This is a genomic window from Tractidigestivibacter scatoligenes, from assembly GCF_001494635.1.
In the GTDB taxonomy this organism is placed as follows: Bacteria; Actinomycetota; Coriobacteriia; order Coriobacteriales; family Atopobiaceae; genus Tractidigestivibacter; species Tractidigestivibacter scatoligenes.
This window is the reverse complement of the sequence record NZ_LOJF01000001.1, coordinates 792,388-815,464: the sequence shown is the minus strand read 5'-3', so window position 1 is coordinate 815,464 and position 23,077 is coordinate 792,388. Positions and strand designations below refer to the sequence as shown.

Below are 23,077 nucleotides of genomic sequence, written 5' to 3'. Positions count from 1 at the left end.
TCCTCCGGCTCCGACGCGCCTCGACAAGCAGCCGGACCCTGCCGGGGCAAATTAGGGACATTTTTTGGGTTGTGACCGAGCCAAATCGAGCGCTCCGAGCTGGCAACGACGTCATGTCCCAGGGCTCTGCCCAAAATTTGCGGTTGCCGGTCAAAATTCGGGGTTTCCCTTAGTATCACCCCGGAAGTGCCATTTCCCTACCTGCGGCTCTGTAAAATGTTAGAGGTTTCGTACTCGGCGATTCGCCCAAGAAGGACCGGCAACCGCAAATATTAGGCACAGGGAGGCGCAGCAACGGGCAATGGTACGAGATGGGCGCCCGAAGCCCCGCCCATCAAGCATTCCGTGTGAGAAATCTTCGCCATCATGGCAGCCCGTCGACCCACACGCAATGCCCCCGCAGAGAATAGCTCTCTTTCTTAAAAGGCAGTCGCATTTGCCCAGTTGGCGGGAAGTCGAGTTAAGAAAAAGAGCTATTCTCCGCGGGGGCACCGGGCATGGGGGCACAACGCGGGACACAGCGGGCTCGCAGCCCGCTGTGTCCCCGGTGCTACTGGAACAGCCGAATGTCATCGACGAGAAGCGCGAGGTACGGCCGCGAGTCGATGCGAACCTCTCCGCCTACCAGATAGAGCGCGAACCTTCCGTCGTAGTCAAAGGTCCTGATGTGCGAGAAATCCAGCGCACCAGTGGCGCAAGCAGAGATCGCAGCCTCGCTTTTGACCTCGCCGCCCTCGTTGTCGAGGTTCAGTTTAATGGTCTGGAGCACCTGGTCAATGATGCACTTATGCCCTTTGACATCGAGAAACTCCAGCCCCTCAAGCTCGCGGAACTCCTTGGACAGCCTCAGAGAGAGATTGGGGCACATGAAGGAATCGTGGTCGTCGAGGGGGCGAGTCTGGGCACTGTCGGCACGTTTTGCCTGGTCAAGCGTGTTTGTCCACATTTCCGAGAAGGACCCTCCCCTCGGCGAACGAACAAGCACGACGCTGTCACCCTCCTTGGTCTGTAGACTCACCGCGTGATGCTGCCCGTCCTTGTAGTAAAGGGGCTTCACCTGCTGCCGCATCTTGCGGCTAAGGCGTTGGTCCGGGTCGTACGCCTCAAAATAGGTGACGCATACGTCCTCATCTCCCCAGGGCTCCTCTTCGCAGACTCCAAACGGCACAAGGAACGAGAACTTGCGGTACAGCATGCAATAGAAGAGGAGCGAGGTCATGCCCGGAGAAGGCTCCGACCAGTCGAGCTGGTCGAGAACCTCGCTCGATTGGCCAAAGCGGCGCCTGACCTCGGTTTCTATCTCTCTTCTTGCCCGGTTGCTCTTTGGTCCGGAATACGCATAGAAGTGGTCTCTGGGCAGCGCATCCCTCCCAAGCTCGCTGGTATTGAGTGCCCTGACCAGCTCGTTTGCGCCTCCAAGCGGGTTCAGCGGACTACCATCGCAAAGCGTTTCCAGCATGTTGTCCCAGCAGATCTGCATGGTGGCGCACCACGCAGCAGACCCACGAACCGCCTGCACGTCCGACGCAACGACCTCAATGCCCCTGTTCGTATTGCCACCTGAACTCGTCATTCGCGGTCCCCCTTCCCGTTACCGTGCGCAAACGCAACCTCTTCCCCATCCCACGCAAGCGGCAGCCCCGCATCCGCGACGGCACGCAGGAGCTCGGCCATCTCGCGCGGAGCAGCGTTGTCCCCACAACAATCGAAGTACCGACTCACCGCACACACCGTCATATCCCAGCTGTAGCCATCAAGCACGAGCTCCTTGGGCTCAAACGGCTCCGTCCAGGTGTCCGCATGGGTTGTCAGCACCGCGGACAAGAGCTTCTCAGCAGCCGCACCCTTAAGAGTCCGGCGCTGGTCAACCGTGCAATCGGCGCTTCGGACAATCACGTCCACGGCCACGTTCCGCCTCCAGATCACGATGACCGGGCGCTCGCCAATACAGAAAAACGAGTGGGAGACCAACACGAGAAAGTCGAACCCCTCGAGCAGCGTCCGCCTGTCCGCCGGACCAACCTCCGTGGGTCTCTCGGCCTGCAGCGCCAGGTACTCCTCACGCTCGGGCTCGGGGAAGCCAAACTGGTACCAAGTCTCGCCATCGCGCGCGTCATTCTCCGCCATGCCGACCGCCCTCCTCAATCCCAGGATCCGTAAGAGGTCGAGACATTCTTGCTGCCGCACTTGGGACACTCCGTAGAAGCAAAGCCTTCGCAACGGGCGGATAGCTTTCCCTCGCTCATGGGAGGCATGCACTCTCCAGCCTGCAGCGATTCTCCGCACGAGGGGCATTTGTCGGGGATGGCGTGATACTCAAGCCACCCATTGCTTCCGTCCTCGATCTGCAATGAGGTACCCAAAACCACCCCTCCGCAGAAGGGGCACTCGTAGTAAGAATTCTCTCGCAGAACCGACCATCCCTCGGGGATGCCGTTTCCAAGTAGAGCCTTAAGAGCTGGCCCGAAGTCACCACACTTGGATTGCTCTACCGCATCCGCTGGATTGAAGTCAGAGAAACCCCCGCCGCAAAAGAAGCTCTCACCGGCACCGCAGTCTCTGCAACGCCACTCGAACAAGCAGCCCATACCCCGCGCCCTCCTCACCGCTAGATGACGAAGAACCCAACTGGCTGTATTATTTATCGCCCACACGACATTAATAAAGGCACCTGAAACGCAGGACGGACGCGGGAAGCAATAGCACCAGGTTCGTTGTACTGGGAAGATGCCAGACACCCCCAAACGAGAAGGCCACCCCCGACGCCGTCCGCATCGCGGAGTTTAGCTCCTTTTCTTAACTCGACTCCCCGCCAACTGGGCAAATGCAGAGTCCGTTTAAGAAAAAGGAGCTATTCTCCGCGGACCGAGTACGCGCACGGCACACAAGGCGGCACGAGAACCCCAACCTCACCGCACGACTCCCGAGGCCCCGTCGGAGCCCAGATCCTCGGCCCGATAAGCGTCATAGCCCTCGTAGGCGTACGAGGCGTCGACGCTGCGGACGAGAAGCGCGACGCTGCGCAGGTCGTCCGAGAGCGCCTGCCCGAGAAGCGCCTTAATCTCGAGGTCGCGCACGGGACTGCAATCCATTGCGAGCAGATAGTCTTCACGCCCAATGCGACTCCAGTCGACCGTGCGGCCAAGCTCGCGACGGAACATGTGGTCAAGCCATATGCGCTCCGAGCGCCCGTTGCCCTCGCGGAAGGGATGGGCAATGTTCATCTCGACGTACTTCTCGACAATCTGGTCAAAGTTTTCTTGCGGCATAGTCTCGATTGACCTGATAGCAGACTCAAGATAGATTGCAGAGGCAAATCGGAAGTTGCCCTTCGCTAGGTTCACCGTGCGAATCCTGCCCGCAAAGTCGTAGATATCACCAAAAAGGGCCACGTGGATGGTCTTGAGCGCGGAGAAGGTACCCGGAACAAGTGTGTCCAGCGTCCCATCGCGGTAGAGGGCGAGAGCGGCCAGCTTCGACACGCGCTCCTCCTCATGGGCGAGTTCTACCTCGTCGGAGGCGTCGAGCTTGTTCTTGAGCGTCATGGCGCCGCCTCGCACGAGTACGACCGGTATTAGGGCGTCCGGCTAAAAGCCCGGCAGTTGCAGCTGCCGGAACACAGGACTCCCAGATGCTAAATGCAGTGCTGGTACATCATATTCTAGCGAAGGGCGTGCAGAACAATAGACAACCCCCTACCGCGCGTCGGCGTACTTCCTGAGCTCATCCCCGCGCGGTAAAGCGCCCCGAATCACACCCTCGTTCCCGGGTGCCGGTACTGGCCGTGCTCGCGGGTCCTGTCGTCGTATTGGATGGCGAACTTGGGGCAGCGGTGCAGACAGCCCAGGCACATGATGCAGCGCTCCTTCACCCAGACGGGCCGCCCATCCCTCATCTCGATGGCCTTGTCGGGGCACTTCCTCGCGCAGAGACCGCAGCCAATGCAGGTATCGTCCAGCGTGAAGTGGGACGTCTTGCGCATCTTCTCGTACTCGGGAAGGGCAACTCGCGACGTGAAGTAGGGCATGGCGTGCCTTGTGAAGTTGCCATGCTCGCGCCGCTCGATCCGCCCGATGACCTCGCAGACCTCCTCGCTTCACGCGCCCCCACATTCTAAGGCGCCGCGGAGTTGAGGCGGGACGGATACTTCTCTCGTCACATTCTATGCGGGGGCTGGCGTGGGCGAGAGACCCTAGGGACGTTGCGATGCGAGCGGCCCTCCCCTACCGCGCGCCGGCGTACTTCCTGAGCTCACCGCGCACGATCTGGTCCATAGTCTCCCGACTGAAGGTCTAGCCCTGTTGCGCCGTCAGCTTGGGCGATAACGCCTCTTCGGGCCGTTCTTGGCCCCGATGTGCTCCAGCAAGCCCTCGTTGAGCAATGCCTTGATGTATCGCAGCGCCGTCTTGGTCGACGTGCCAGAAGCCTTGGCGACCTCGCAGTTACACGCGACCCTCAACCTACTTAGGAACTCTGGAAGGTATGACTTCCTAAGTTCCCAAGTAGCTTCCAAAGCCGTGCCTGACTCGCATAGCGTCACCACTCTGCGCAGCTACGGCCCGAGGTCCACAGCATCCAGTACATCCCGCTCGCCAACACGGGACAACTGGGCGTCAATCGTGGCGCGCGAGCGTGGCCATGTCCTCGGGGCTCACGAGCCATTGCTTCAAAGGGTGAGCATACGCAACGTCATCCCGATCGAAAATCGCAAGGGATGTCTCCGAGAGCTCGGCACGATACCAGTTCCCGAAGGACTTCGAGGGATTGTCGAATGCCTCTCTGCTTATGATGCGGGGCGTGAGGAGTGGGTTGCCACAGGCGTACTCGGCATCAAAGAACTCGTAGTCGGGCGCCTCGCCTCGGTCGGCCTTCTCCGTAAGGTACTCGTCAACCTCGTCAAAGAAAAGCTCCTCGTTGTAGAGCACACCACGGTGGGCATCAGGCCCAACGGGTGGCGTACCACTGCTGACTCTTCTCATGAAGCGTGTAACGTATTTGCGGTCGTCATCGAGAATGATGAGCCGGTCGCACTCCTTGCAGTGCCAAACTTCTGATTTCTCGCCGGCGCGGCACTCGAGGCTGAAGAACGCTTGGCTATCGGCCAGCTCGTCCATGAGCGAGTCCGCCACAAAGAGCCACACGCTGTCGAGGTCGTTCTGACGAACGTCGTTGCCACAGGGGCATCCTATGCGCGACATCGCATCTTCCTCCCCTCGCCTCACGTATCAACAGTGCATTCTACCAGCCTCTTTCCCCACACCGGGGCCAATGAGAGAATGTGGATGGATGACGCACCGAAACGAACGGGGGCGAGAGGGACGGGCCAGTACTACATCTGGGCAAACCCGGACAAGCGTGAGTACATAGACGACGAGCCGTTCGGGGACTCCGGCTTCACACTGGGGTGCTCCACAGCGGTCGCGCAGCCGATGACAGACGCAGCGTGCACGATGATTGCGGGTCCTTGGCATGGCGACACGGTCATCTACGTCGGCGACTACTGGACCGAAGACTCCTTCGACGACGAGCGCTCGCGCAGGCTGTTCGCGAAGTTCGACGGCTACCCTTATGAGGACATACTAAGCCGCTTCGAGAACGTGACGGGGCACTTCGATGAGGCCAGGGGCCACAGTTGTAGTGATTACCTTCATTCCGAGGAGCGAGGCGACATATTCGACGAGGAATATACCGGGCCGTTCGACCTGCGCGTGCGGAGCTGGCACTTCGCGGTGAACCGCACGAGGCACGAGTTCGTGGACAGAAGACAGGGACCTATCTCCAATGTGTACCGCTGGCACGGGAGATACGAGTTCGGGCGCATCGACCCCACCGTGCTTCTCTACGCAATGGGGCCAGTCGATGACGAATGGGGTGGCAGGTGGTGCAGCGATCTGGTGGACATGAGTGACAACGCGCCCGAGCAGGACTACCGCGACGTAACCGAGGAAGCTTCCGCGAGCTGGCTGCTGGGACCCACAATCGTGGCAGATGACAGTATGGTGGAGCGGGCGCTCGCGAGCGACGAGTTCCATGCCGCGCTTGCCGCGCGAGGCTCCAGCAATCAGTTGGAGGACGGCAAGGACATTCCAGAGGCTCTTGAGGTTTTGGCGTCGCTGCTCGGGGCGAGCCATGCCGAATGGCGGTGACAGCACGCACGACTCCTCGCAAGACCATTCCCTCTCCAAGTCTGTCTTCGGAGGCAGACGAGGGCCAAAACGGAGCAAGTCGAATCGACTAGGGGGCAACACCCTTATAACTGAAGCAAGGAAGGTTCCGTCAGGTACTCTGACCTGCGAATAAAGGAGCAGAACGGAGTGAGCGGGGAGCTGGGGCTGCGCATTTGAGCTCTAGTGCATCGATTCCTGCGTTTGACACTACCCCTGCCACTCGTTGTCAGGACGTACGGCGCTGGTGTCCTACATGGTGTCTTACAAACAGAACGTATGGCCTCCCCCACTGCCCGCTCATCAACGGGGCGATTCGGGTGAGATACGAATATTCCTCTCCGCACGACGTTCGACCAGGATAGGGCGACGGGTGCGTGCCGACCCCGTTCGGCAAGGTCCCCACGAGCACCGCGCGAAGTTGTATGGGAAGAGCTCAGCCGCATCGGCAGCTTGGAATGCGCAAGATTGTGATAGCCCCGTTCGATGCCCGCTGGCCCATGAGGAGCTCAGACTGGAGGAGTTCGGGCGCGACCGCGACGGGACCTGGGCGGACGAGATTCCCGATAGGAACGATCACAGCGTCGACATGGTGAGGTACACCATGATGGACGACGTCCTGCGCGGTGCGTGCGAAGCCTAGAACGTTACAGACCGAGCTCGTCGATGACCTCGCGCATGGCGAGAGCCCATCCTAGCTGCTGCTTTATATAGCCAGGCCAGGATTTTTCATTACCCTTTATTTTGCAATTCTCCTTAAAGAAGCGAAGGCCCGAGGCCTTCTTGGCTTCGTACGGTTCCGCTTTGAGGTCAAGGCGGTCCTCGAATGTCGAAGCGTTCTCGATTGCCTTACGGCCTATCGCCTTGTCGCCTGGTACACAGAATTCAACACCAATTTTGTTCCTCTGTGTGTTTATGAGCAGAGCGATGTGATATGCAGAAGACCCGCAGCTAAGGTCCGACCAATGCTGCGCAGCCGGCTTGTGCGGGCGAAAAGCCTTGAGGAATTCAGGCGACTTCTCCGCAATGTCGTTGTACATAGTCCAATAAGAGAGCTTGATACGTTCAGTATCATTGAGCCCCTCGCTAAGCTTAATTGTCCTAGCCCATTCGTTCGGCTGCTCCACGACGTTGAAGCGTGGCGCGGGAAGTGAGCTCCCAATGGACAAAAGCTCAATTTCCACGAGGAAGAAACCGAGGTTGTCGTCAGTGCGTTCGTTCAGCCACTCGATAGCTTTACGATGCTCATCCCGCGCATGTTTCACGACCCAGATGACAACGTCTGCACCCTTACCCGCGGCGTAGGTGATTATCTTTCCCAGATGGTCGTGGTTGGTCTCCTCAAGCTGGTTTTCGATGATGACTGTTCGCCCTGTTCCGCTCTCTCTCGCAAGGATGTCGGCATTGAATGACCCCACTGAGGACTCCGTCTCGACAAGCTCAAGTTCCATGCCAACGGAGAGCCCAAGTGAATTCAGGTTCTCATCTTCCGACAGCCACTTCGTGAAGTCATGGGCTTCGTGCGGCCAAACCGTACGCAGGTCTACCTCATCCAGTTTGCCAAGGTTGTACTTCTTGTTCATTCGCGCTGTCCGCCATTCCCGTTATTCTCCGATTACTCGATTTTCACTTTCACGAGCTCTTCCTTCAAGAGGAAGAGCTCCATCGCTTTATGAGATATCACGTTGGTCGTGGATGCATCGAGATCGTCACTAACCAGTCCCACCAATGAGTGGCGCCGCCTTACCAAGGTTGAAGACTTCCCTGCTCGTCAAACTTGGCAACGACGCGGAAGCCCATGTGCTGGTTGACCTTCGTGAGGGTCACCCGAGAAATCTTCTCGATGGCGATGCTGGCAGCTTTCACCCACCGTTTTAAACACAACTGCGACGATATCGCTGACGAGGGCAACTCCGCAGTAGTCTGTACCTGGTTGGACTTCACGTTGCGCCAGCCGGGGCGGGCGATTAGACAACCATGCGCACCTGCGCGTAAGCAACACTGGGGAGGTTCGCTGGGAGGGCGGCGGGCAAGACGCCGAGTCCCGTGACGAGGCCAGCCGCGATGCACTTAGCTATCTGCCAGCACACATGGTTGGATTGCGCGTCGAGCGCCTGAACCATCTTCTTCTGGCCGAGAACTTCCCTGTTCTGCTCGCCGTTCTTGACGTCATTGCTCACCACGAACACCTCCTCTGAGTAACTCGGAAAGAGCTTCGTAGCTCGACTGAGATACGTCAATTCAAACGACAACGTGACCAGATTAATTCGCACTTGCGACGATGAAAAACGAAAGGGAGCAGGCATGCATGACGGCATCGGAGGGAGACATACCGGATGTCGGAGTACGTGAGGTCGTACCTGCGCGAAGCGGGATACTCGACGAGGGCGCTGGAGGAGATGGAGCCCCACGTTAGGGAGTGGGACTCGTGGATGCGGGCCGTCGGGGAGTTCTACGACTATCGTGACACCGATGGGTTCGGGCGGGTGTACCAGGTGCATCGGCGCACGATCATGCCGGCCATGCGGGTGTGCCGGGAGTGGGGGTCTCTGCTCCTGGACGAGAAGACCGTCGTGGCCTGCGAGAGCCGGGAGTGCGCCGACTGGCTCGGCTCGTTCTTCTCGTCCACGAACTTCTGGGGAAGGGCGCAGGAGACCGTCGTGCGAGCGTTCGGCCTGGGGACCGGGGCTTTCGCCGTGTGGCTCGACGTGGGGCGGCGCCTGGTGCGCGTGCGTCACTACGACGCGCGCATGGTGGTGCCGCTGTCGTGGGACGCGGAGGGCGTGAGGGAGTGCGCGTTCGTAACGAGGTGCTTCTCGCGCGGCGCGCTTCTCGACCAGCTGCAGATGCACGTACTCGGACCCGCTGGCACTTATCACATAAGGACTGTTTGCTTCGACAAGGACGGGCGCGAGGTCAGCGTGCCGAACGTGGCGCCCGAGGTGGAGACGGGATCCTTATTCCCCACCTTCGGCATCGTGCGGCCGGCGGTGCCGAACACGAGGGTGGACTTCTCGCCCTACGGCCAGTCGGTGTTCGCGGACGCGGTGGACGCAGTGCAGTCGGTGGACCTCGCCTACGACGCGCTCATCAACGAGGTTGACGCGGGCAAGATGCGCGTGTCCCTCTCCGACGTGATGTTCGACCAGGACAGGGCCGCCGACGGCAGGCGGGTGCCCATCCCCTTCGGCAAGGGCGACTGCACGGTGTTCAGGAAGGTCATGTCGACCGAGGACACGATCCAGGAGTTCGCGCCCGCGCTGCGCACCGAGGCGCAGGGGAAGGCGTTCCGCCTGGCGCTGCAGGTGCTGGGCGACCTCTGCGGCCTGGGGACGAACTACTTCGACCTGGACAACGTCGGCTACGTGAAGACGGCCACGGAGGTCTCGAGCGACAACTCGGCCCTCATGAGGAACATCCGCAAGAACGAGAGCGCGCTCCAGGGCGCGCTCGCGGACGTCTCGTGCGCTGTGCTCTCGTGCGGCAGGCTCATGGGCGCCAAACTGCCTGACAAGGGCGACGTGTCGGTGATCTTTGACGACAGCATCGTCCAGGACACGGCTTCGGAGAATCGGCAGAACATGGCCGAGGTGGCCACAGGTCTCATGACGCGCGAGGAGTATCGGGCTCGATGGCATGGGAAGATGAAGGACGGCAACGATTAGAACGCTTCTTCAACCACTCAAACAGCCCTGCAATAATGAAACCGAACCTACACGTCATGGCTGATAGCCGGCCAGAAACGACGACAGCATCGACTCGAACTTCTCGGGCGGTATGGTGGGCTTGTCATCGTAGACGTCGATATGGTTGCAGGCGCGTATGCCCGCAATGGCACGTTCCATGTCTATCGACTCGTCGAACGCGACGATTTCATCCGTGGCCTTAGAGAACGCCTGATAGTCATCTTGGATGTCAACCAATTCCCATCCCGGCCAAAAGCGCTGGAAGTACTCTGACGGCCTGTCCTCGTCCACGTACCAGTACGTGAGGGTTCTACCGTCGCAGTCGATGAGAGCGGACGAGCAGAGCCCGTCACCATCGATGCCGGAAACGAGCTTGTCCAAGCCTGGCTTGAGAAGCGGCGCGACAAGCTCCTCCCCATGATCGAGGATGTCGGTCACGTACATGGAGTCGATAGTATGCAGGTAATGCGCACCACCTTTTCTCACCATGATCGCACTCGAAATCTCGCCATCGTTGAGGCTGTCCAGACGCGACTCACTGCCGATCCAGTACTTCAAATCATAGAGGTCTGGCGCATCACCTAGCCACGGCGTCATCGGGCTTTCGAGCCCCAACGCCTCCGCGAAGTCCACAAGATGGCGAGGACAGAACCGCACATTCCAGCCCGGCCAGAGGGAGCGCTCAAGGAAGGCGTCGAGCACTTTGCGGAACCCTATCTCCCAGGTGCTGTCATCGCTGCCGAAGTAGAGCAGCTGCTTCCCGTCTGCGTCCATAAGGATGCCCGTCTCGCTCCAAACGTTATTGAGGCCGCCTAGATCGAAGCGGGTGGAATCTGCAAACGCCTTCAACTGCCCAGGCCGCAGGAACAGGTATGGAAGCGGGTCATAGAGGCTCAATCCGTGAAAGCTGCTCTTCCCGCCTTCCCTTATGACGATGCTCGCGCAATAGCTCATGGCAGTCTACGCCGGCCACCAGATGCGGACGAGAGGCAGGATGGCGCGGGCGTCCTCGTCGGTGCGGTCGTAGAAGTCGGCGTAGAGGCGCGCAAAGCCGTCGAGGTCGAGTAGGCGCACGGGGACGTTGGAGCGGTCAGCCTCGTAGCGGGCCTCCTTCGTGAAGCCGCCCGTGCTGACGTAGAGCCCGCGGTCACCGCCGCGCAGCCCTCCGATGAACGCGCGCAGCTGCAGAGCGCCCATAGAGCCCTTGCGGTGCTTCACCTCGCAGATGATGCGCGGCACCTCGAGGCCCAGTGCGTCGGGCGAGGCGATGACGTCCCTGCCACCATCGGGACCCTTCGGCGTGACGCGGGCGTGGTAGCCCATCGCGCGCAGGAGCCCGGCAGTGAGCTGTTCCATGTCGTCGGGGTGGACGGCGAGAAGGCGGTCCTTTATTCGCTCAATGCCGTTGTCGAAGGTCGCGTAGCGCGCCTCCTCCTCGGTGCCCTCGTCGTCCTGGTCTGCGGGCGCCACGGGAGCTTCGGACGGCTTTACCGCAGCGCGCCTCAGGTCTGCCAGCGCCTCGTCGGAGACCGAGAAGATCGTGGATATGCCGCCGAGGGAGTTCTTCGATGCAGTGGAGAGCGCGTCGCGCTGGGCCTGGCCCTGCCAGGAGACCGTACGCACGTAGGTTGCGCCGTCCTGGGTCGTCGGCGTGCAGGGACCCGTCACCGTGCCGAGGTGGTAAAGTCGCGTCTCGGGGTCGTACATGACGACCGTTGAGCCTTCGGCCATGTCGTGCGCGAACTTATAGACCTGGGAGACCGCCGCACTGACCTTGCCCTTGGACTCGCCGGGATGCGCAGCTACGTATGCCTCGCGTATCCGGCCCTTTGGCATGCGGGCTAAGTCCGCCCCGCCGAAGTCCCAGCCAATGCCTATGGTGGCGGTCTCGAGCCAGCTCTGCGCGTACACGCCCCCGCGTCCCGCGCGAATCATCCATGCCGTCATGTTGCAACCTTCCTTGTGCATGCCTACGAGGGCATTATCTCGCCGCCATTGACGCGCGTATAGATGCGCCGACGGCGCGGCCGATGACTCTCGGTAGCCGTAGCCCTCTCCGCGCCGTGGGGGGCGCAGGTTGGCTATCAGGAGTCTGAGCGGTTGCTGTGCGTTGTCCGAGGCTCCAATGCGCTTGCGGGCTCGTCCGCTGCTGCCATGTGGCCGCATCGCGTCAGGTGGAACCTCGTGCGGATTGCAAGGGGTCGTCTCGCGGATGGTGCCAATCACCTGGTTATCGGCGCCCCTGCCAGGGGTTTCTGGCCGCTCGCAGCTCGCTGCGGTATATTGAATAATATTTGATTCTGTCGATTTTCGTCCGGAGAGAGGGGTGCGGTGAGGCTGGAGGAGCTCAAGGCCGGAATGCGCGTGGAAGGCGTGCTCCCCACCGAGGTGGTGGAGGTCGTGGCCGTAACACCCAAGGGCAGCGCGGCCAACCTCGTGTACCAGCGGCTCGACGGGTCCTTCGACTCCGTGTCGCTCTACCCGGACGACCTCGCGCACGTGCGGCCGATCGTAGCGCAGTCCGGGCGGCGCTACGACGCCGACCCGGACGCATTCCTTTTGGCCTCCGAGGCGCTGCGCATACGCTACTCCTACGTGTTTGACCCGCGGCTCGCTATGCACACCTCCATCATCGAGCCGCTGCCGCATCAGATCACTGCCGTGTACGAGGACATGCTCCCCAGGCAGCCGCTCAGGTTCCTCCTCGCAGACGACCCCGGCGCGGGCAAGACCATCATGGCGGGGCTCCTCATCAAGGAGCTCATGATCCGCGGCGAGGTGGAGCGCTGTCTCATCGTGTGCCCGGGAAGCCTCGTGCAGCAGTGGGTGGAGGACGAGCTGGGGCCGAAGTTCGGCCTTGAGTTCCGGATGCTCACCAACGACGTGGTGGACTCCACGCGCACGGGCAACCCCTTCCGCGACATCCCGCTAATGGTGGCCTCTATGGACAAGCTCGCCCGCGACGAGCGGCTGCAGGCGATGCTCCGCGACGTGGGCTGGGACCTCGTGGTGGTGGACGAGGCGCACAAGATGGCCGCTCACGTGAACGGCCGCAAGGTGGACTACACACACCGCTACCGGCTAGGACAGCTGCTCAGCTCCACGACGCGCAACCTGCTGCTCATGACCGCCACGCCGCACAACGGCAAGGAGGCCGACTTCCAGGAGTTCATGAAGCTGCTCGACCCCGACCGCTTTGAGGGAGGGGCCCGTTCCGGACTCACCCGCGACCTCGGCGGCCTTATGCGGCGCCTGCAGAAGGAGGAGCTTCTGACCTTCGAGGGCAAGCCGCTCTTCCCGATACGCGAGGCGCGCACGGCCGCCTACACGCTCACGCCCGCCGAGCAGGCGCTCTACGAGCACGTGAGCGACTACGTGCGCGAGGGCTTCAACCGCGCCGAGGCAATCGTGCGGGCCGACCGCAAAAACGCCGTGGGCTTCGCGCTCACGTCGCTGCAGAGGCGGCTCGCATCCTCGCCCATGGCTGCGTGGCGCTCGCTCGGGCGGCGGCGCAAGCGGCTGGAGGAGCTGGCTCAGGAGGTGCGCGAGCACGGCGCCTACACCGCCCACGACAGGGGCCACGGCCAGGGCTCGCCCGACTGGGACGAGTGGGACGCCGACGACCTGGAGGACTTCGAGGACAGCGACACCGTGGTGCTTGACGACGCCACGGCATCGGAGACCCTGGAGGAGCTGGAGTCCGAGATCGCCGAGCTCAAGGCGCTCGAGGCCGAGGCGGCCGACGTGCTGCACGCGGGCGAGGACCGCAAATGGCACGAGCTGCTGCGCCTTTTAGAGAGCCCGCAGATGCGCGACGCCGAGGGGCGGCGCGAGAAGCTGCTCGTGTTCACCGAGTACACCGACACGCTGGAGTACCTTGAGGGCAAACTGGGGAGCTACCTGGGGTCTGCGGAGCGGCTGCGCGCCATACGCGGCGGCATGAACCGCGACGAGCGCCGGCGCGTGGAGGCCGACTTCAAGCAGGACCCCGAGGTGAGCGTACTCGTGGCCACCGACGCGGCCGGCGAGGGTATCAACCTGCAGGTGGCGCACATCCTCATCAACTACGACCTGCCGTGGAACCCCAACCGCATCGAGCAGCGCTTCGGGCGCATCCACCGCATAGGCCAGCGGCACACCTGCTACATGTACAACCTCGTGGCAGACGGCACGCGCGAGGGCGACGTGTGGCACCGTCTCTTCGACAAGCTGGAGCAGGAGAGCGTCACACTCAATGGGCGCGTGTTCGACGTGCTGGGCCAGGTGACCTACGACGACAAGTCGCTCGGCGACCTGCTTTTGGAGTCCATCCGCGAGGACCAGACGCCGGAGCGGCAGGCCTACCTGGACACCGTGATCGACAACTCGCTCGACACTGAGACCCTGCGGCGCATCATGGCACGCGACGTGCTGGCCACCGACTCACTCGACGTGGAGGACGTGCGGCGCGTGCGTGCCGACATCGAGCGCGCCAACGCGTTGCGCCTGCAGCCGCACTACATCCAGAGCTTCTTCGCCTGGGCCGTGGAGGACCTGGGCGGGCACTTGGCCTCGAACCGCGACGGCACGTGGCGCATACGCAAGGTGCCGCTCGCGCTGCGCGTGAGCTCGATCACCGGGGCGCGCAGGCCCCTCGCGGACAGTTACAGCTCGCTCGCGTTCGACAAGGAGGACGTGGCCGACCCCGGGCGCACCGACCTCGTGGCAGTGGGGCATCCGCTCCTGGACGCGGCCGTGGAGGAGACGCTCGCCAAGCACGGCGGCGCGCTCGACCATGGCACCGTGCTCGTAGACGACGGCAACCGCACGCTGGGGCCGCGCCTGATGCTGGCCTACTCGCTGTCGCTTGCCGACGGCGGCGGGCAGGAGGTAGAGCGGCGCATCTACTACGTGGAGGTGGAGCAGGGCCACGAGCCCGCGACCTTCGGGCAGGCACCCTACATCGACTACCGCGCGCCCAACGCGGACGAGGTCGCCGCACTCGACCGGGGCGTGGCCGACCCGCTCGCCATCCCCGCTGACGCCGAGGCGCAGGCCGAGGAGCTGCTGATGGCGGGACCCGTGGCCGAGGACGTACGCAGGCTCGGGGCCGAGCGCCAGAAGCGCGTTGACCGCGTGGCCGAAGCCGTGAGGCAGCGGCTCAACCACGCCATCGCCGCTGCGAGCACCGAGGAGCAGCGCTGGGCCGAGAAGGCGCGCCGGGGCGACGAGGGGGCGCGGCTTACGGCCTCCAACCGACACCGGGACCTGGACGCGCTCAAGATGCGCCGCGACGTGCGCCTGCGCGAGCTGGAGGCCCAGCGCGTCGTACGGCCCAAGCCGCTTCGCCTGGTGGAGGCGGCGCTCGTGTTCCCCTCGCGGATGCTCCGGCAGGCACCGGACGCGGCGAAGGACGCCTTCGAGGCACGCAAGGCGAGCGAGCAGCGCGGCATGGACGCCGTAATGTCCATCGAGCGCTCGCTGGGGCACGACCCCACCGATGTCTCGCGTCAGAACTTTGGCTGGGACGTGGAGTCGGTGGTGCCGCGCGAAGACGGCACCGAGGACATCCTCTTCATCGAGTCCAAGGGCGTATGCGAGGACGCCGACACCGTGACGCTCAGTGCCAACGAGGTGCTGAAGGCCGCTGGCAACCAGGAGAGCTTCGTGCTCGCCGTTACGCGCCCGCACGGCAGCGGCTCCACGACCACATATTACTGGGGCGCGATACGCAACGACTACAACCGCGCGCTCGACTCCTACCCCTTCAAGATCGCCGAGATCGAGAGGCGGGCCGAGCGCCACGAGACCTATGTCACCGAGGGAAGCACATGCACGCGAAGAAGCTGATAGAGACCTCGATCCCGCTGGACGAGATCAACGCGCAGGCCGTGAGGGAGAAGTCCATACGCAAGGGGCACCCCTCGACCCTGCACCTGTGGTGGGCAAGGCGCCCCCTCGCAGCCGCGCGCTGCGTGATCTTCGCGAGCACGGTGGACGACCCCGGCGAGCACCCCGAGCTCTTCCCCACGGAGGAGGAGCAGGACAGGGAGCGCGACCGTCTCTTCGGCATCATCAAGCGCCTCGCCGACTGGGACAACATCGGCGACGAGCGTCTCTACGAGGAGGCCCGCGCTGAGATGGTGAGGTATGCCCCCGGCGGGAAACTGCCCGAGTTCCTCGATCCCTTCTCGGGGGGAGGTGCACTACCGCTCGAGGCTCAGCGCTTAGGGCTTAAAGCACACGCGGCCGACCTCAACCCGATACCCGTGACCATCAACCGCGCCATGATCGACATACCGGCGCGCTTCTGCGGGCACGACCCCGTGAACCCCGACGCCAGGAGGCGCTGCCTCACCAGCACCTACCCGCGCGCCACCGGGCTTGCCGCCGACGTTGAGTACTACGCCAACCTAATGCGCGAGAAGGCCAAGGAGCGGATAGGTGCGAACTACCCCGACGTCGAGGTGACGAAAGGAGGCGTGACCAAGAGGGCCACGCCCATCGCCTACATCTGGGCGCGCACCGTGACCTGCCCGAACCCCGCCTGCCGCCACGAGACCCCATTAGTTAAGTCTTTCTGGCTCTCAAAGAAGGCGAAGCATCGTGCCTACATCGACCCCATTGCCAAAAACGGTCAGGTCCATTACGAAGTGCACTTCGAGGGTGACGGAAGACCAGCTGACTTCGCTCATGTACACAGAAATACTTTTGATCGCCGAGGTGCAGTCTGCCTGCACTGCGGTTCTCCAATATCGCTCGACTACATACGCACTGAGAGCCGTGAGCACAGTCTCGGCAACCAGCTCATGGCCATCGTGAGCAAGAATCCCCTCGGTCAGGGACGCTGGTATTCGTCCCCGACGGAGGCGGACAGCGCGAACGCCGACATATCAGCTCCGAAGAACGCACCCATGCAGAAACTCCCCGATAAGGCACTCGGCTTCCGCATCCAAGCATATGGGTACAGATACTGGAAGGACCTCTACACCAATCGGCAGCTGACAGCGCTGATGGCGCTTTCAGACCTTGTGGCCGAGATGCGATCAACAATCGAAGCTGATGCTCTAGCAGCTGGCATGGCAGATGACCACGTTGGGCTTGCAAATGATGGTTTGGGCGCAGAAGCTTATGCAGAAGCCGTCTCGGTTTATCTTGCCTTCATGGTGGACAAGGAAGCAGATTACTGCTCATCAATCTGCATATGGCATACCACTGGCGAGAAGATGGCTAATACGATGAGGCGTCAGGCCATAAGCATGACATATGACTATGCGGAAGTTAATCCGCTTTCGCTCTCTTCGGGATCGTTTCACAGCATGATTGGCCAAATATGTGAAGCAATAAAAACACTACCTGCGAAACCTCTCTGTGATGCAGTCCAGCGGGACGCCACTCAAACGGACAGACTAACCAATCTGCTGATTTCCACTGATCCGCCCTACTACGACAACATCGACTACTCAGATCTTTCTGACTACTTCTATATCTGGATGCGCAGGAGCCTGAAAGATGTATGGCCCGATACCTTTGGCACGATGCTCACACCAAAAGCCGAGGAACTCATAGCGACGCCCTATCGCTTCGACGGCGGAGCCAAAGCAGCAAAGAAGTTCTTCGAACATGGAATGAAGGAAACCTTCACGCAACTTGCCAAGGCCATGTCCGATAACTACCCGATGACCGTCTACTATGCCTATAAACAATCTGAGAATACCAACGAAGGAACAACGTCATCCGGCTGGGAAACGATGCTCCAGGCGCTTATCGATGCCGGAATGAGGATTACTGGTACTTGGCCGATGAGAACAGAGCTTACGACTGCCCTTAAAGGCACGCGAAATAACCTCGCCTCCTCCATCGTCCTCGTCTGCCGACGGCGTCCCGCGGACGCCCCCATCACCGACCGGCCCGGGTTCCTGCGCGAGCTCAGGCGCAACCTGCGCGACAGCCTGGCCGACATGCAGGGCGGCTCCATCGCGCCCGTGGACCTGACGCAGGCTGCCATCGGGCCGGGCATGGCGGCGTTCTCGAGGTACGCGCAGGTCATCGAGGCCGACGGGCGGCCCATGAGCGTGCACACGGCGCTCGGCATCATCAACGAGCAGCTCGACGCCCTCATGGGCGAGAGCGGCGAGGACCTGGACGGCGAGACGCGCTTCTGCCTTTCGTGGTACGCGCAGTACGGCTTCGACAAGGGGCCCTTCGGCGACGCCGAGACTCTGCGCAACGCGCGCGGGGCCTCGCTGGAGGCGCTCACCCATGCCGGTGTGCTTGAGAGCGGCGGCGGCAAGGTACGGCTCGTGCGGCCCACCGAGGTCGCGGACGTGGCGCAGGCGCGGCTCGCCCCCTCGTGCTGGAGCGACCTCATGGCCGAGGTGGCGGCGTTGGAGTCGCGCGACGGCGTGGGAGGTGCTGCAAAGGTGGTGGCCGCCTTCGACGATGCCCGGGCCGAGCGCACCAAGTCGCTCGCGTACCTGCTCTTTCAGAGCGCCGATCGCGGCGGGCGCGGCGAGGACGCCCAGCTCTTCAACGACCTCGTGACCTCGTGGGACGACATCGCCGAGCGGGCCGATACGCTGCGGCGCCAGACACCGGTGCAGCAGACGCTCGACCTGGGCCTCGACTATCCCACCGACTGACTACCCATATGACTTTGAGCGAGTGAGTGACATGGACATCACGACCGACAACAACACGCTCATCGAGAGCGCCTTCAACGCGATGAGGCCCACGCTGGGCACCTTCATCATGCGCGAGATGATCCGCAACTACCACGACGCATGGTGGGAGGAGGGCGTGCTGGGGCACCTCTACGAGGACCAGCGGCGCGACGTGGCAGGTCCCGGCGTGACCGACGACACTGCGCGCATCGACTCGCTCGACATCTTGCTGATGCTGCGGCTCATCGCGCAGTCGTGGAAGGACGTGTTCCGCCCCGTGATGGACCGGCGCAGCCAGTCGTGGGCTCACGAGCTCATCGACACACGCAACTCCTGGGCGTACCGCACGGCGGACGGCTTTTCCGACGACGACACCGAGCGGGCGCTCGACACCATGGCGCGCTTCATGGACCAGATAGACCCCGAGACGGCCGTGGCCATCCGCGACTACCGCCGCGAGCTCATGGGACGGCACACCGTGGAGGCCGCACCCGCGCCCGAGGAGACGCGCGCGCAGGGGTGGAGCAGCGTGTCGCCGAGCAGACCCGCCGACGAGGCGGAGGCCCTGCGGCCCTGGCGCAGCGTCGTGGCGCCCAAGGACGACGTGGCGCGCGGGCAGTTCAAGACCGCCGAGTTCGCCATCGACCTGGCCAACGTGGCCAAGGGCGAGGCGCGCTTCGAGTACCAGGACCCCAAGGAGTTCTTCTCGCGCACCTACATCACGCAGGGCATGAGGTCGCTGCTCATGAGCGCGCTCAAGCGCGTGTCGGTAACCGACGACGATGACGGCGACCCCGTGGTGGAACTCAAGACGGCCTTCGGCGGTGGCAAGACGCACAGCATGCTGGCCGTGTACCACCTGATGCGCACCTCGAAAATCGCCCGGGAGCTGCCCGGCGTGGCCGAGGTGATGGACCAGGCGCGGGTGCCGAACCTTCCCGACAAGGTGTACGTGGCGACGCTCGTAGGGACCGACCTCGACCCCTCGTCCTCGAAGAATCCACAGTTCCTCCAGGGCAAGGTGAACACGCTCTGGGGTGAGATGGCCTACCAGCTGTGCCTGCAGAAGGGAGACCCCGCGCCCTACGCCATCATCCGCTCGGCCGACTCCAAGGGCGTGGCACCCGGCGCGGACGCGCTCAAGCGGCTCTTCGACGCCATCGGGCCCTGCGTCATCCTCATGGACGAGTTCGTGGCCTACGCGCGCACGCTCTACGACAACGACTCCAAGCACCTGCCGGCGGGGACCTTTGAGAACCTGCTCAGCTTCCTGCAGCAGCTCACCGAGGCCGTGAAGCGCACTAAGAACTGCATGCTCATCGCCTCTCTTCCCGAGAGCGAGCGCGAGCTGGGCGGCGAGGGCGGCAAGATCGCCCTGCAGCGCGTTGAGCAGATCTTCGGGCGCGTAAACTCCATCTGGCGCGCGGCCACCAACGAGGAGGGCTTCGAGATCGTGAAGAAGCGCCTCTTCGGCACCTACGACGAGGGGCTGGCTCGATCCGTGGTGGATGCCTTCATGGCCTACTACGCGGCCGACCCCGACAAGTTCCCGGTGGAGTGCCGCGACGAGGCCTACCGCGACCGCATGATGCGCTGCTACCCCATACACCCGCAGGTGTTCGATAGGCTCTACAGCGACTGGAGCACCCTTCCCAGCTTCCAGCGCACGCGCGGCGTGCTGCGCCTGATGGCGACCGTGATCCACAACCTGTGGGAGGCCAACGATGCCGACCCGCTCATCATGCCGGGCTCCATCGACTTCTCGGACGCGCGCATCAGCGAGGAGATCTTCCAGTACCTCGACCCGGCATGGAATGCCGTCGTGGACACCGACGTGGACGGCGCGCACTCCATACCGGGCACCATCGACCGCGGCAACGGGCGCTTCTCTCGCCCCAAAGCCGCCCGGCGCATGGCGCGGGCGATATTCCTGGGGAGCGCCCCCACCTCGCGCGGCGAGAGCCTGCGGGGGCTCGACGTATCGGACGTGCGCCTGGGCGCGGCCGTGCCGGGAACGAACGTGACCATCTACGACGACGCGCTGGCCAAGATGCGCGACGAGCTGAGCTACCTCTACACCACGGGCACCCGCTACTGGTACGACACACACCCCACACTGGAGAAGCTCGCGCGCGACCGGGCGAGCCGGCAAGACGCGGCTGGCATCGAGGCACGCGTGGTGGAGATCCTGCGTCAGGGCGAGCGTCGCGCGGGAAGCGGCTTTGCCAACGTGAACGTGTGCCCGCTGGACGGCTCCGAGGTGCCCGACGAGCCACAGCTCACGCTCGTGGTGGTGCCGCCCTCCAAGACCGTGGGACGCGACGTGGCGCGCTCGGCCGCCGTAGCCTGGGCCGCAGACTGCCTCACCATGCGCGGCGGCAGCATGCGCGCCAACCGCAACATGCTGCTCTTCGCCGCAGCGGACAGCACGGCGCTCGACGACGCGCAGGACGCCGTGCGGCGAGAGCTCGCCTGGAGGAGCATCGACGCCGAGGCCGACGCGCTGGAGCTCACTCGTCACGCCCGCGATGACGCGCGCGCCAAGCTCCAGACCGCGGCCCAGCGGGCGCAGCGGCTCGTCCTGGGGGCCTACAAGCACCTGGTGTTTCCGCAGCAGGACCCGGGCGACGCCTCCACGATCGAGTGGGACGCGGCGCCCATCTCGGGCAACGACGCCGTCTCGAAGCGCGCCTACCAGCGGGCCAAGGACGACGGCCTCGTGGTGGAGGTGTACACACCGTTCCTGCTGCAGCGAGACCTGGACTCACTGCTTTTGGGCGGGCGCGACTGCGTAGCGGCCTCGGAGCTGTGGGACGACTACTGCCGCTACTGCTACCTGCGACGACTGCGCGACGGCTCCGTGCTGGCGGAGTCCATCGCCAACGGCGCCACGACGCGGGACTTCTTCGGCTACGCGGACGGGCGCGACGAGGACGGGCGCTTTTTGGGGCTGCGCATGGGCGAGCGGCCGAGCGTGGACATGCGCGAAGGGCTCGTGGTGGCGCGGCAAGCGGCGCTGGAGCAGCTGGCATTCGACCGGGAGCGGGAGCAGCAGAAGCCAGGAGTGGACGTACCCGGCCCGTCCGCGGAGCCGGGTGGCGAGCAGCCGAGCAGCAGGCCCGGCGCGGAACCGGGCGAGAAGCCCGGTAACGAGCCCGCGTCGCCGCCCGAGCCGCCGAAGCCCGTCATGCACGACATGGAGCTGGAGGCCACCCTCGACCAGTGGTCGGCAGGCTCCGACGTGGGAACCATCGTAGAGGAGATCCTGCAGCGGCTCTACGACCTGCGCGGCTCGAGCGCGCACCTCACGCTCTCGGCCGAGGTGAGCGTGCCCGGCGGCATCGACGACACGACGCTCAGGATCGTGACCGAAAACGCGAAGGCACTCGGAGTGACGATCAGGGTGAGGTAAAAGAATGGAGGAGCGATCACCAGCCGATGACATCATTGCTGAGCAAACGACTGCCCTCGATAACCTGATGGCCTATTACGGCGACCTGCATCGCGCCGACCTCGTGCGTCTCGACCCTGATGACTACTTTGACCGTCAGCTGGATTTGAAGCCACTCACGGAGTCGAAGGACTAGAGCAAACGACAAACTAGTAAAGGCGCAGGAGTCACTCTTCTCCTTCATTTGCACTCTGTTTTCAGCAAAGAAGCAAAGGCTCGGCTTGCGGAACGTACGGCCAAGGCAGACGCGCTACAACGTGAATACCCGGAAGCTCATGCAAGGAATGTCGAGGAAGAACGCACCTTCTATCAGCGGCAGCAAGAAAGGCATAACCAGCAAGTCGATGCGCGAAGACACAGCTTCCTCATCGGCAATCCTGAGGAGGTCATGGCATATTTCGACCGGGTCCTCTCTTCAGATAGTTTCGCTTTGGAGTTTGATCCCAATCGGCAGGGACGTCGATACGAGTCGTGTGCAGAGTCGCTGGAATACGACCCCGACAAGAAGGAACTCGTTGTTCGGTACAGGATTCCCAACCTAGGAATAATCTACACCATTGGCTCATTCGTGGACAGCAAGAAAGAACAGACAGTCGTGGCGAAAGAGCTCCCAGCCAAGAAGGCTGGCGAGCTTCGTAAGCATGTTCTCCACGCCATCCTCATTCGGGCATCGGCTGAGGTCTTCTACTCGGACCCCTTTGGTCTGGTTAGCCGCCTCGTCATCGCTGGGTTTCTTGACTTCTACGACCCGGCTTATGGAACAAGACGAGTCATCGATGCTGTCAAGACAGCTGTCCCTGAAAAAGGAGTTCTGCCGGGTCGATTTGGGACGAACTGACCCAGAGGCGCTGTTCGACAGATTGTTCACGAAAACGATCGCCGCCGGTCTCTACAAGAAGGAGTCCTACTAACTCAAGGCCATAAAAGACCCCAAGGAGACTAGCTGGGTACTTTGGCATCGTTTCGGGTGTCTCAGACGGGCGTTACCTAGACCTGAAGCTGGGGCAGAACGAATGCGCACCAATCATACCGACTTGCTGGTGAAGCGCGCTGTCACCGCCGATCAGCTGGAACGAGAGAAAGAAGAGTACCCAGAGACGAAGACACGCATCGTACCGTAAGAGAGAACTGCAA

16 protein-coding genes and 1 pseudogene are annotated in these 23,077 nt (G+C 62.6%); 7 read left to right on the top strand and 10 right to left on the bottom strand.

Annotated features, from left to right (window positions below):
* Positions 1-550 precede the first annotated feature (550 nt).
* The 5 genes and pseudogenes from AUL39_RS03590 to AUL39_RS03565 form a co-directional block, all read right to left on the bottom strand.
* Positions 551-1,573: a hypothetical protein gene (locus AUL39_RS03590; protein ID WP_059053681.1), complete on the bottom strand. Its 1,023-nt coding sequence runs from the start codon at positions 1,571-1,573 to the stop codon at positions 551-553.
* Positions 1,570-2,127, bottom strand: coding sequence for a hypothetical protein (locus AUL39_RS03585; protein WP_059053679.1), 558 nt, complete (start codon positions 2,125-2,127; stop codon positions 1,570-1,572). The genes AUL39_RS03590 and AUL39_RS03585 overlap by 4 nt, the downstream gene beginning before the upstream one ends.
* A 782-nt stretch (positions 2,128-2,909) precedes the next feature.
* Positions 2,910-3,545, bottom strand: a complete 636-nt coding sequence (fic, locus tag AUL39_RS03575) for a protein adenylyltransferase Fic (protein WP_059053675.1) — start codon at positions 3,543-3,545, stop codon at positions 2,910-2,912.
* Positions 3,546-3,751: 206 nt separating this feature from the next.
* Positions 3,752-4,081, bottom strand: a pseudogene (locus tag AUL39_RS03570) (EFR1 family ferrodoxin); the annotation flags it as partial.
* A gap of 532 nt (positions 4,082-4,613) precedes the next feature.
* Positions 4,614-5,198 (bottom strand): hypothetical protein, encoded by a 585-nt coding sequence (locus tag AUL39_RS03565; protein ID WP_059053671.1) that lies wholly within the window; start codon positions 5,196-5,198, stop codon positions 4,614-4,616.
* Positions 5,199-5,282: 84 nt separating this feature from the next.
* Here AUL39_RS03565 and AUL39_RS03560 point away from each other — a divergent pair, with 84 nt between their 5' ends.
* Positions 5,283-6,146 (top strand): hypothetical protein, encoded by an 864-nt coding sequence (locus tag AUL39_RS03560; protein ID WP_059053669.1) that lies wholly within the window; start codon positions 5,283-5,285, stop codon positions 6,144-6,146.
* A 665-nt stretch (positions 6,147-6,811) separates the two neighbouring features.
* Here AUL39_RS03560 and AUL39_RS03550 read toward each other — a convergent pair.
* The 3 genes from AUL39_RS03550 to AUL39_RS03545 form a co-directional block, all read right to left on the bottom strand.
* Complete coding sequence (locus AUL39_RS03550) at positions 6,812-7,747, bottom strand: DUF4268 domain-containing protein (RefSeq protein ID WP_059053664.1); 936 nt, start codon at positions 7,745-7,747, stop codon at positions 6,812-6,814.
* 160 nt (positions 7,748-7,907) lie between these two features.
* Positions 7,908-8,030 carry a hypothetical protein gene (locus AUL39_RS11535; protein ID WP_268873217.1) on the bottom strand — a complete coding sequence of 41 codons (123 nt, stop codon included), beginning with the start codon at positions 8,028-8,030 and terminating at the stop codon, positions 7,908-7,910.
* Between the two features lie 101 nt (positions 8,031-8,131).
* Positions 8,132-8,347, bottom strand: coding sequence for a hypothetical protein (locus AUL39_RS03545; RefSeq protein WP_059053662.1), 216 nt, complete (start codon positions 8,345-8,347; stop codon positions 8,132-8,134).
* A 153-nt stretch (positions 8,348-8,500) separates the two neighbouring features.
* On the opposite strand from AUL39_RS03545, the gene AUL39_RS03540 reads away from it, so the two are divergent.
* Positions 8,501-9,829 (top strand): hypothetical protein, encoded by a 1,329-nt coding sequence (locus AUL39_RS03540; RefSeq protein WP_059053659.1) that lies wholly within the window; start codon positions 8,501-8,503, stop codon positions 9,827-9,829.
* A gap of 54 nt (positions 9,830-9,883) precedes the next feature.
* On the opposite strand, the gene AUL39_RS03535 is transcribed toward AUL39_RS03540, so the two are convergent.
* Entirely contained in the window at positions 9,884-10,699 is an 816-nt protein-coding gene (locus AUL39_RS03535) for a hypothetical protein (protein ID WP_235810743.1), read from the bottom strand.
* 111 nt (positions 10,700-10,810) lie between these two features.
* A complete protein-coding gene (locus tag AUL39_RS03530) occupies positions 10,811-11,818 on the bottom strand; it encodes a restriction endonuclease (RefSeq protein ID WP_201783907.1) in 1,008 nt (335 codons plus the stop codon).
* A 363-nt stretch (positions 11,819-12,181) separates the two neighbouring features.
* Between AUL39_RS03530 and AUL39_RS03525 the strand changes: the two genes are divergently transcribed.
* The 5 genes from AUL39_RS03525 (at position 12,182) to AUL39_RS03510 (ending at position 22,781) form a co-directional block, all read left to right on the top strand.
* Positions 12,182-15,679 carry a helicase-related protein gene (locus AUL39_RS03525; protein ID WP_059053655.1) on the top strand — a complete coding sequence of 1,166 codons (3,498 nt, stop codon included), beginning with the start codon at positions 12,182-12,184 and terminating at the stop codon, positions 15,677-15,679.
* A complete protein-coding gene (locus tag AUL39_RS03520) occupies positions 15,661-18,471 on the top strand; it encodes a DUF1156 domain-containing protein (RefSeq protein ID WP_059053654.1) in 2,811 nt (936 codons plus the stop codon). The genes AUL39_RS03525 and AUL39_RS03520 overlap by 19 nt, the downstream gene beginning before the upstream one ends.
* Before the next feature lie 31 nt (positions 18,472-18,502).
* Positions 18,503-21,904 carry a DUF499 domain-containing protein gene (locus tag AUL39_RS03515; RefSeq protein ID WP_059053651.1) on the top strand — a complete coding sequence of 1,134 codons (3,402 nt, stop codon included), beginning with the start codon at positions 18,503-18,505 and terminating at the stop codon, positions 21,902-21,904.
* A 4-nt stretch (positions 21,905-21,908) separates the two neighbouring features.
* Positions 21,909-22,079 (top strand): hypothetical protein, encoded by a 171-nt coding sequence (locus tag AUL39_RS11200; RefSeq protein ID WP_160327016.1) that lies wholly within the window; start codon positions 21,909-21,911, stop codon positions 22,077-22,079.
* Positions 22,080-22,331: 252 nt separating this feature from the next.
* A complete protein-coding gene (locus AUL39_RS03510) occupies positions 22,332-22,781 on the top strand; it encodes a hypothetical protein (protein ID WP_059053649.1) in 450 nt (149 codons plus the stop codon).
* Positions 22,782-23,077: the final 296 nt, after the last annotated feature.

Coding starts and splice junctions, on each gene's coding strand:
- AUL39_RS03590 (WP_059053681.1), bottom strand. CDS start 1,573: ATGACGAGTTCAGGTGGCAATACGAACAGGGGCATTGAGGTCGTTGCG.
- AUL39_RS03585 (WP_059053679.1), bottom strand. CDS start 2,127: ATGGCGGAGAATGACGCGCGCGATGGCGAGACTTGGTACCAGTTTGGC.
- fic (WP_059053675.1), bottom strand. CDS start 3,545: ATGACGCTCAAGAACAAGCTCGACGCCTCCGACGAGGTAGAACTCGCC.
- AUL39_RS03565 (WP_059053671.1), bottom strand. CDS start 5,198: ATGTCGCGCATAGGATGCCCCTGTGGCAACGACGTTCGTCAGAACGAC.
- AUL39_RS03560 (WP_059053669.1), top strand. CDS start 5,283: ATGGATGACGCACCGAAACGAACGGGGGCGAGAGGGACGGGCCAGTAC.
- AUL39_RS03550 (WP_059053664.1), bottom strand. CDS start 7,747: ATGAACAAGAAGTACAACCTTGGCAAACTGGATGAGGTAGACCTGCGT.
- AUL39_RS03540 (WP_059053659.1), top strand. CDS start 8,501: ATGTCGGAGTACGTGAGGTCGTACCTGCGCGAAGCGGGATACTCGACG.
- AUL39_RS03530 (WP_201783907.1), bottom strand. CDS start 11,818: ATGCACAAGGAAGGTTGCAACATGACGGCATGGATGATTCGCGCGGGA.
- AUL39_RS03520 (WP_059053654.1), top strand. CDS start 15,661: ATGCACGCGAAGAAGCTGATAGAGACCTCGATCCCGCTGGACGAGATC.
- AUL39_RS03515 (WP_059053651.1), top strand. CDS start 18,503: ATGGACATCACGACCGACAACAACACGCTCATCGAGAGCGCCTTCAAC.
- AUL39_RS11200 (WP_160327016.1), top strand. CDS start 21,909: ATGGAGGAGCGATCACCAGCCGATGACATCATTGCTGAGCAAACGACT.
- AUL39_RS03510 (WP_059053649.1), top strand. CDS start 22,332: ATGGCATATTTCGACCGGGTCCTCTCTTCAGATAGTTTCGCTTTGGAG.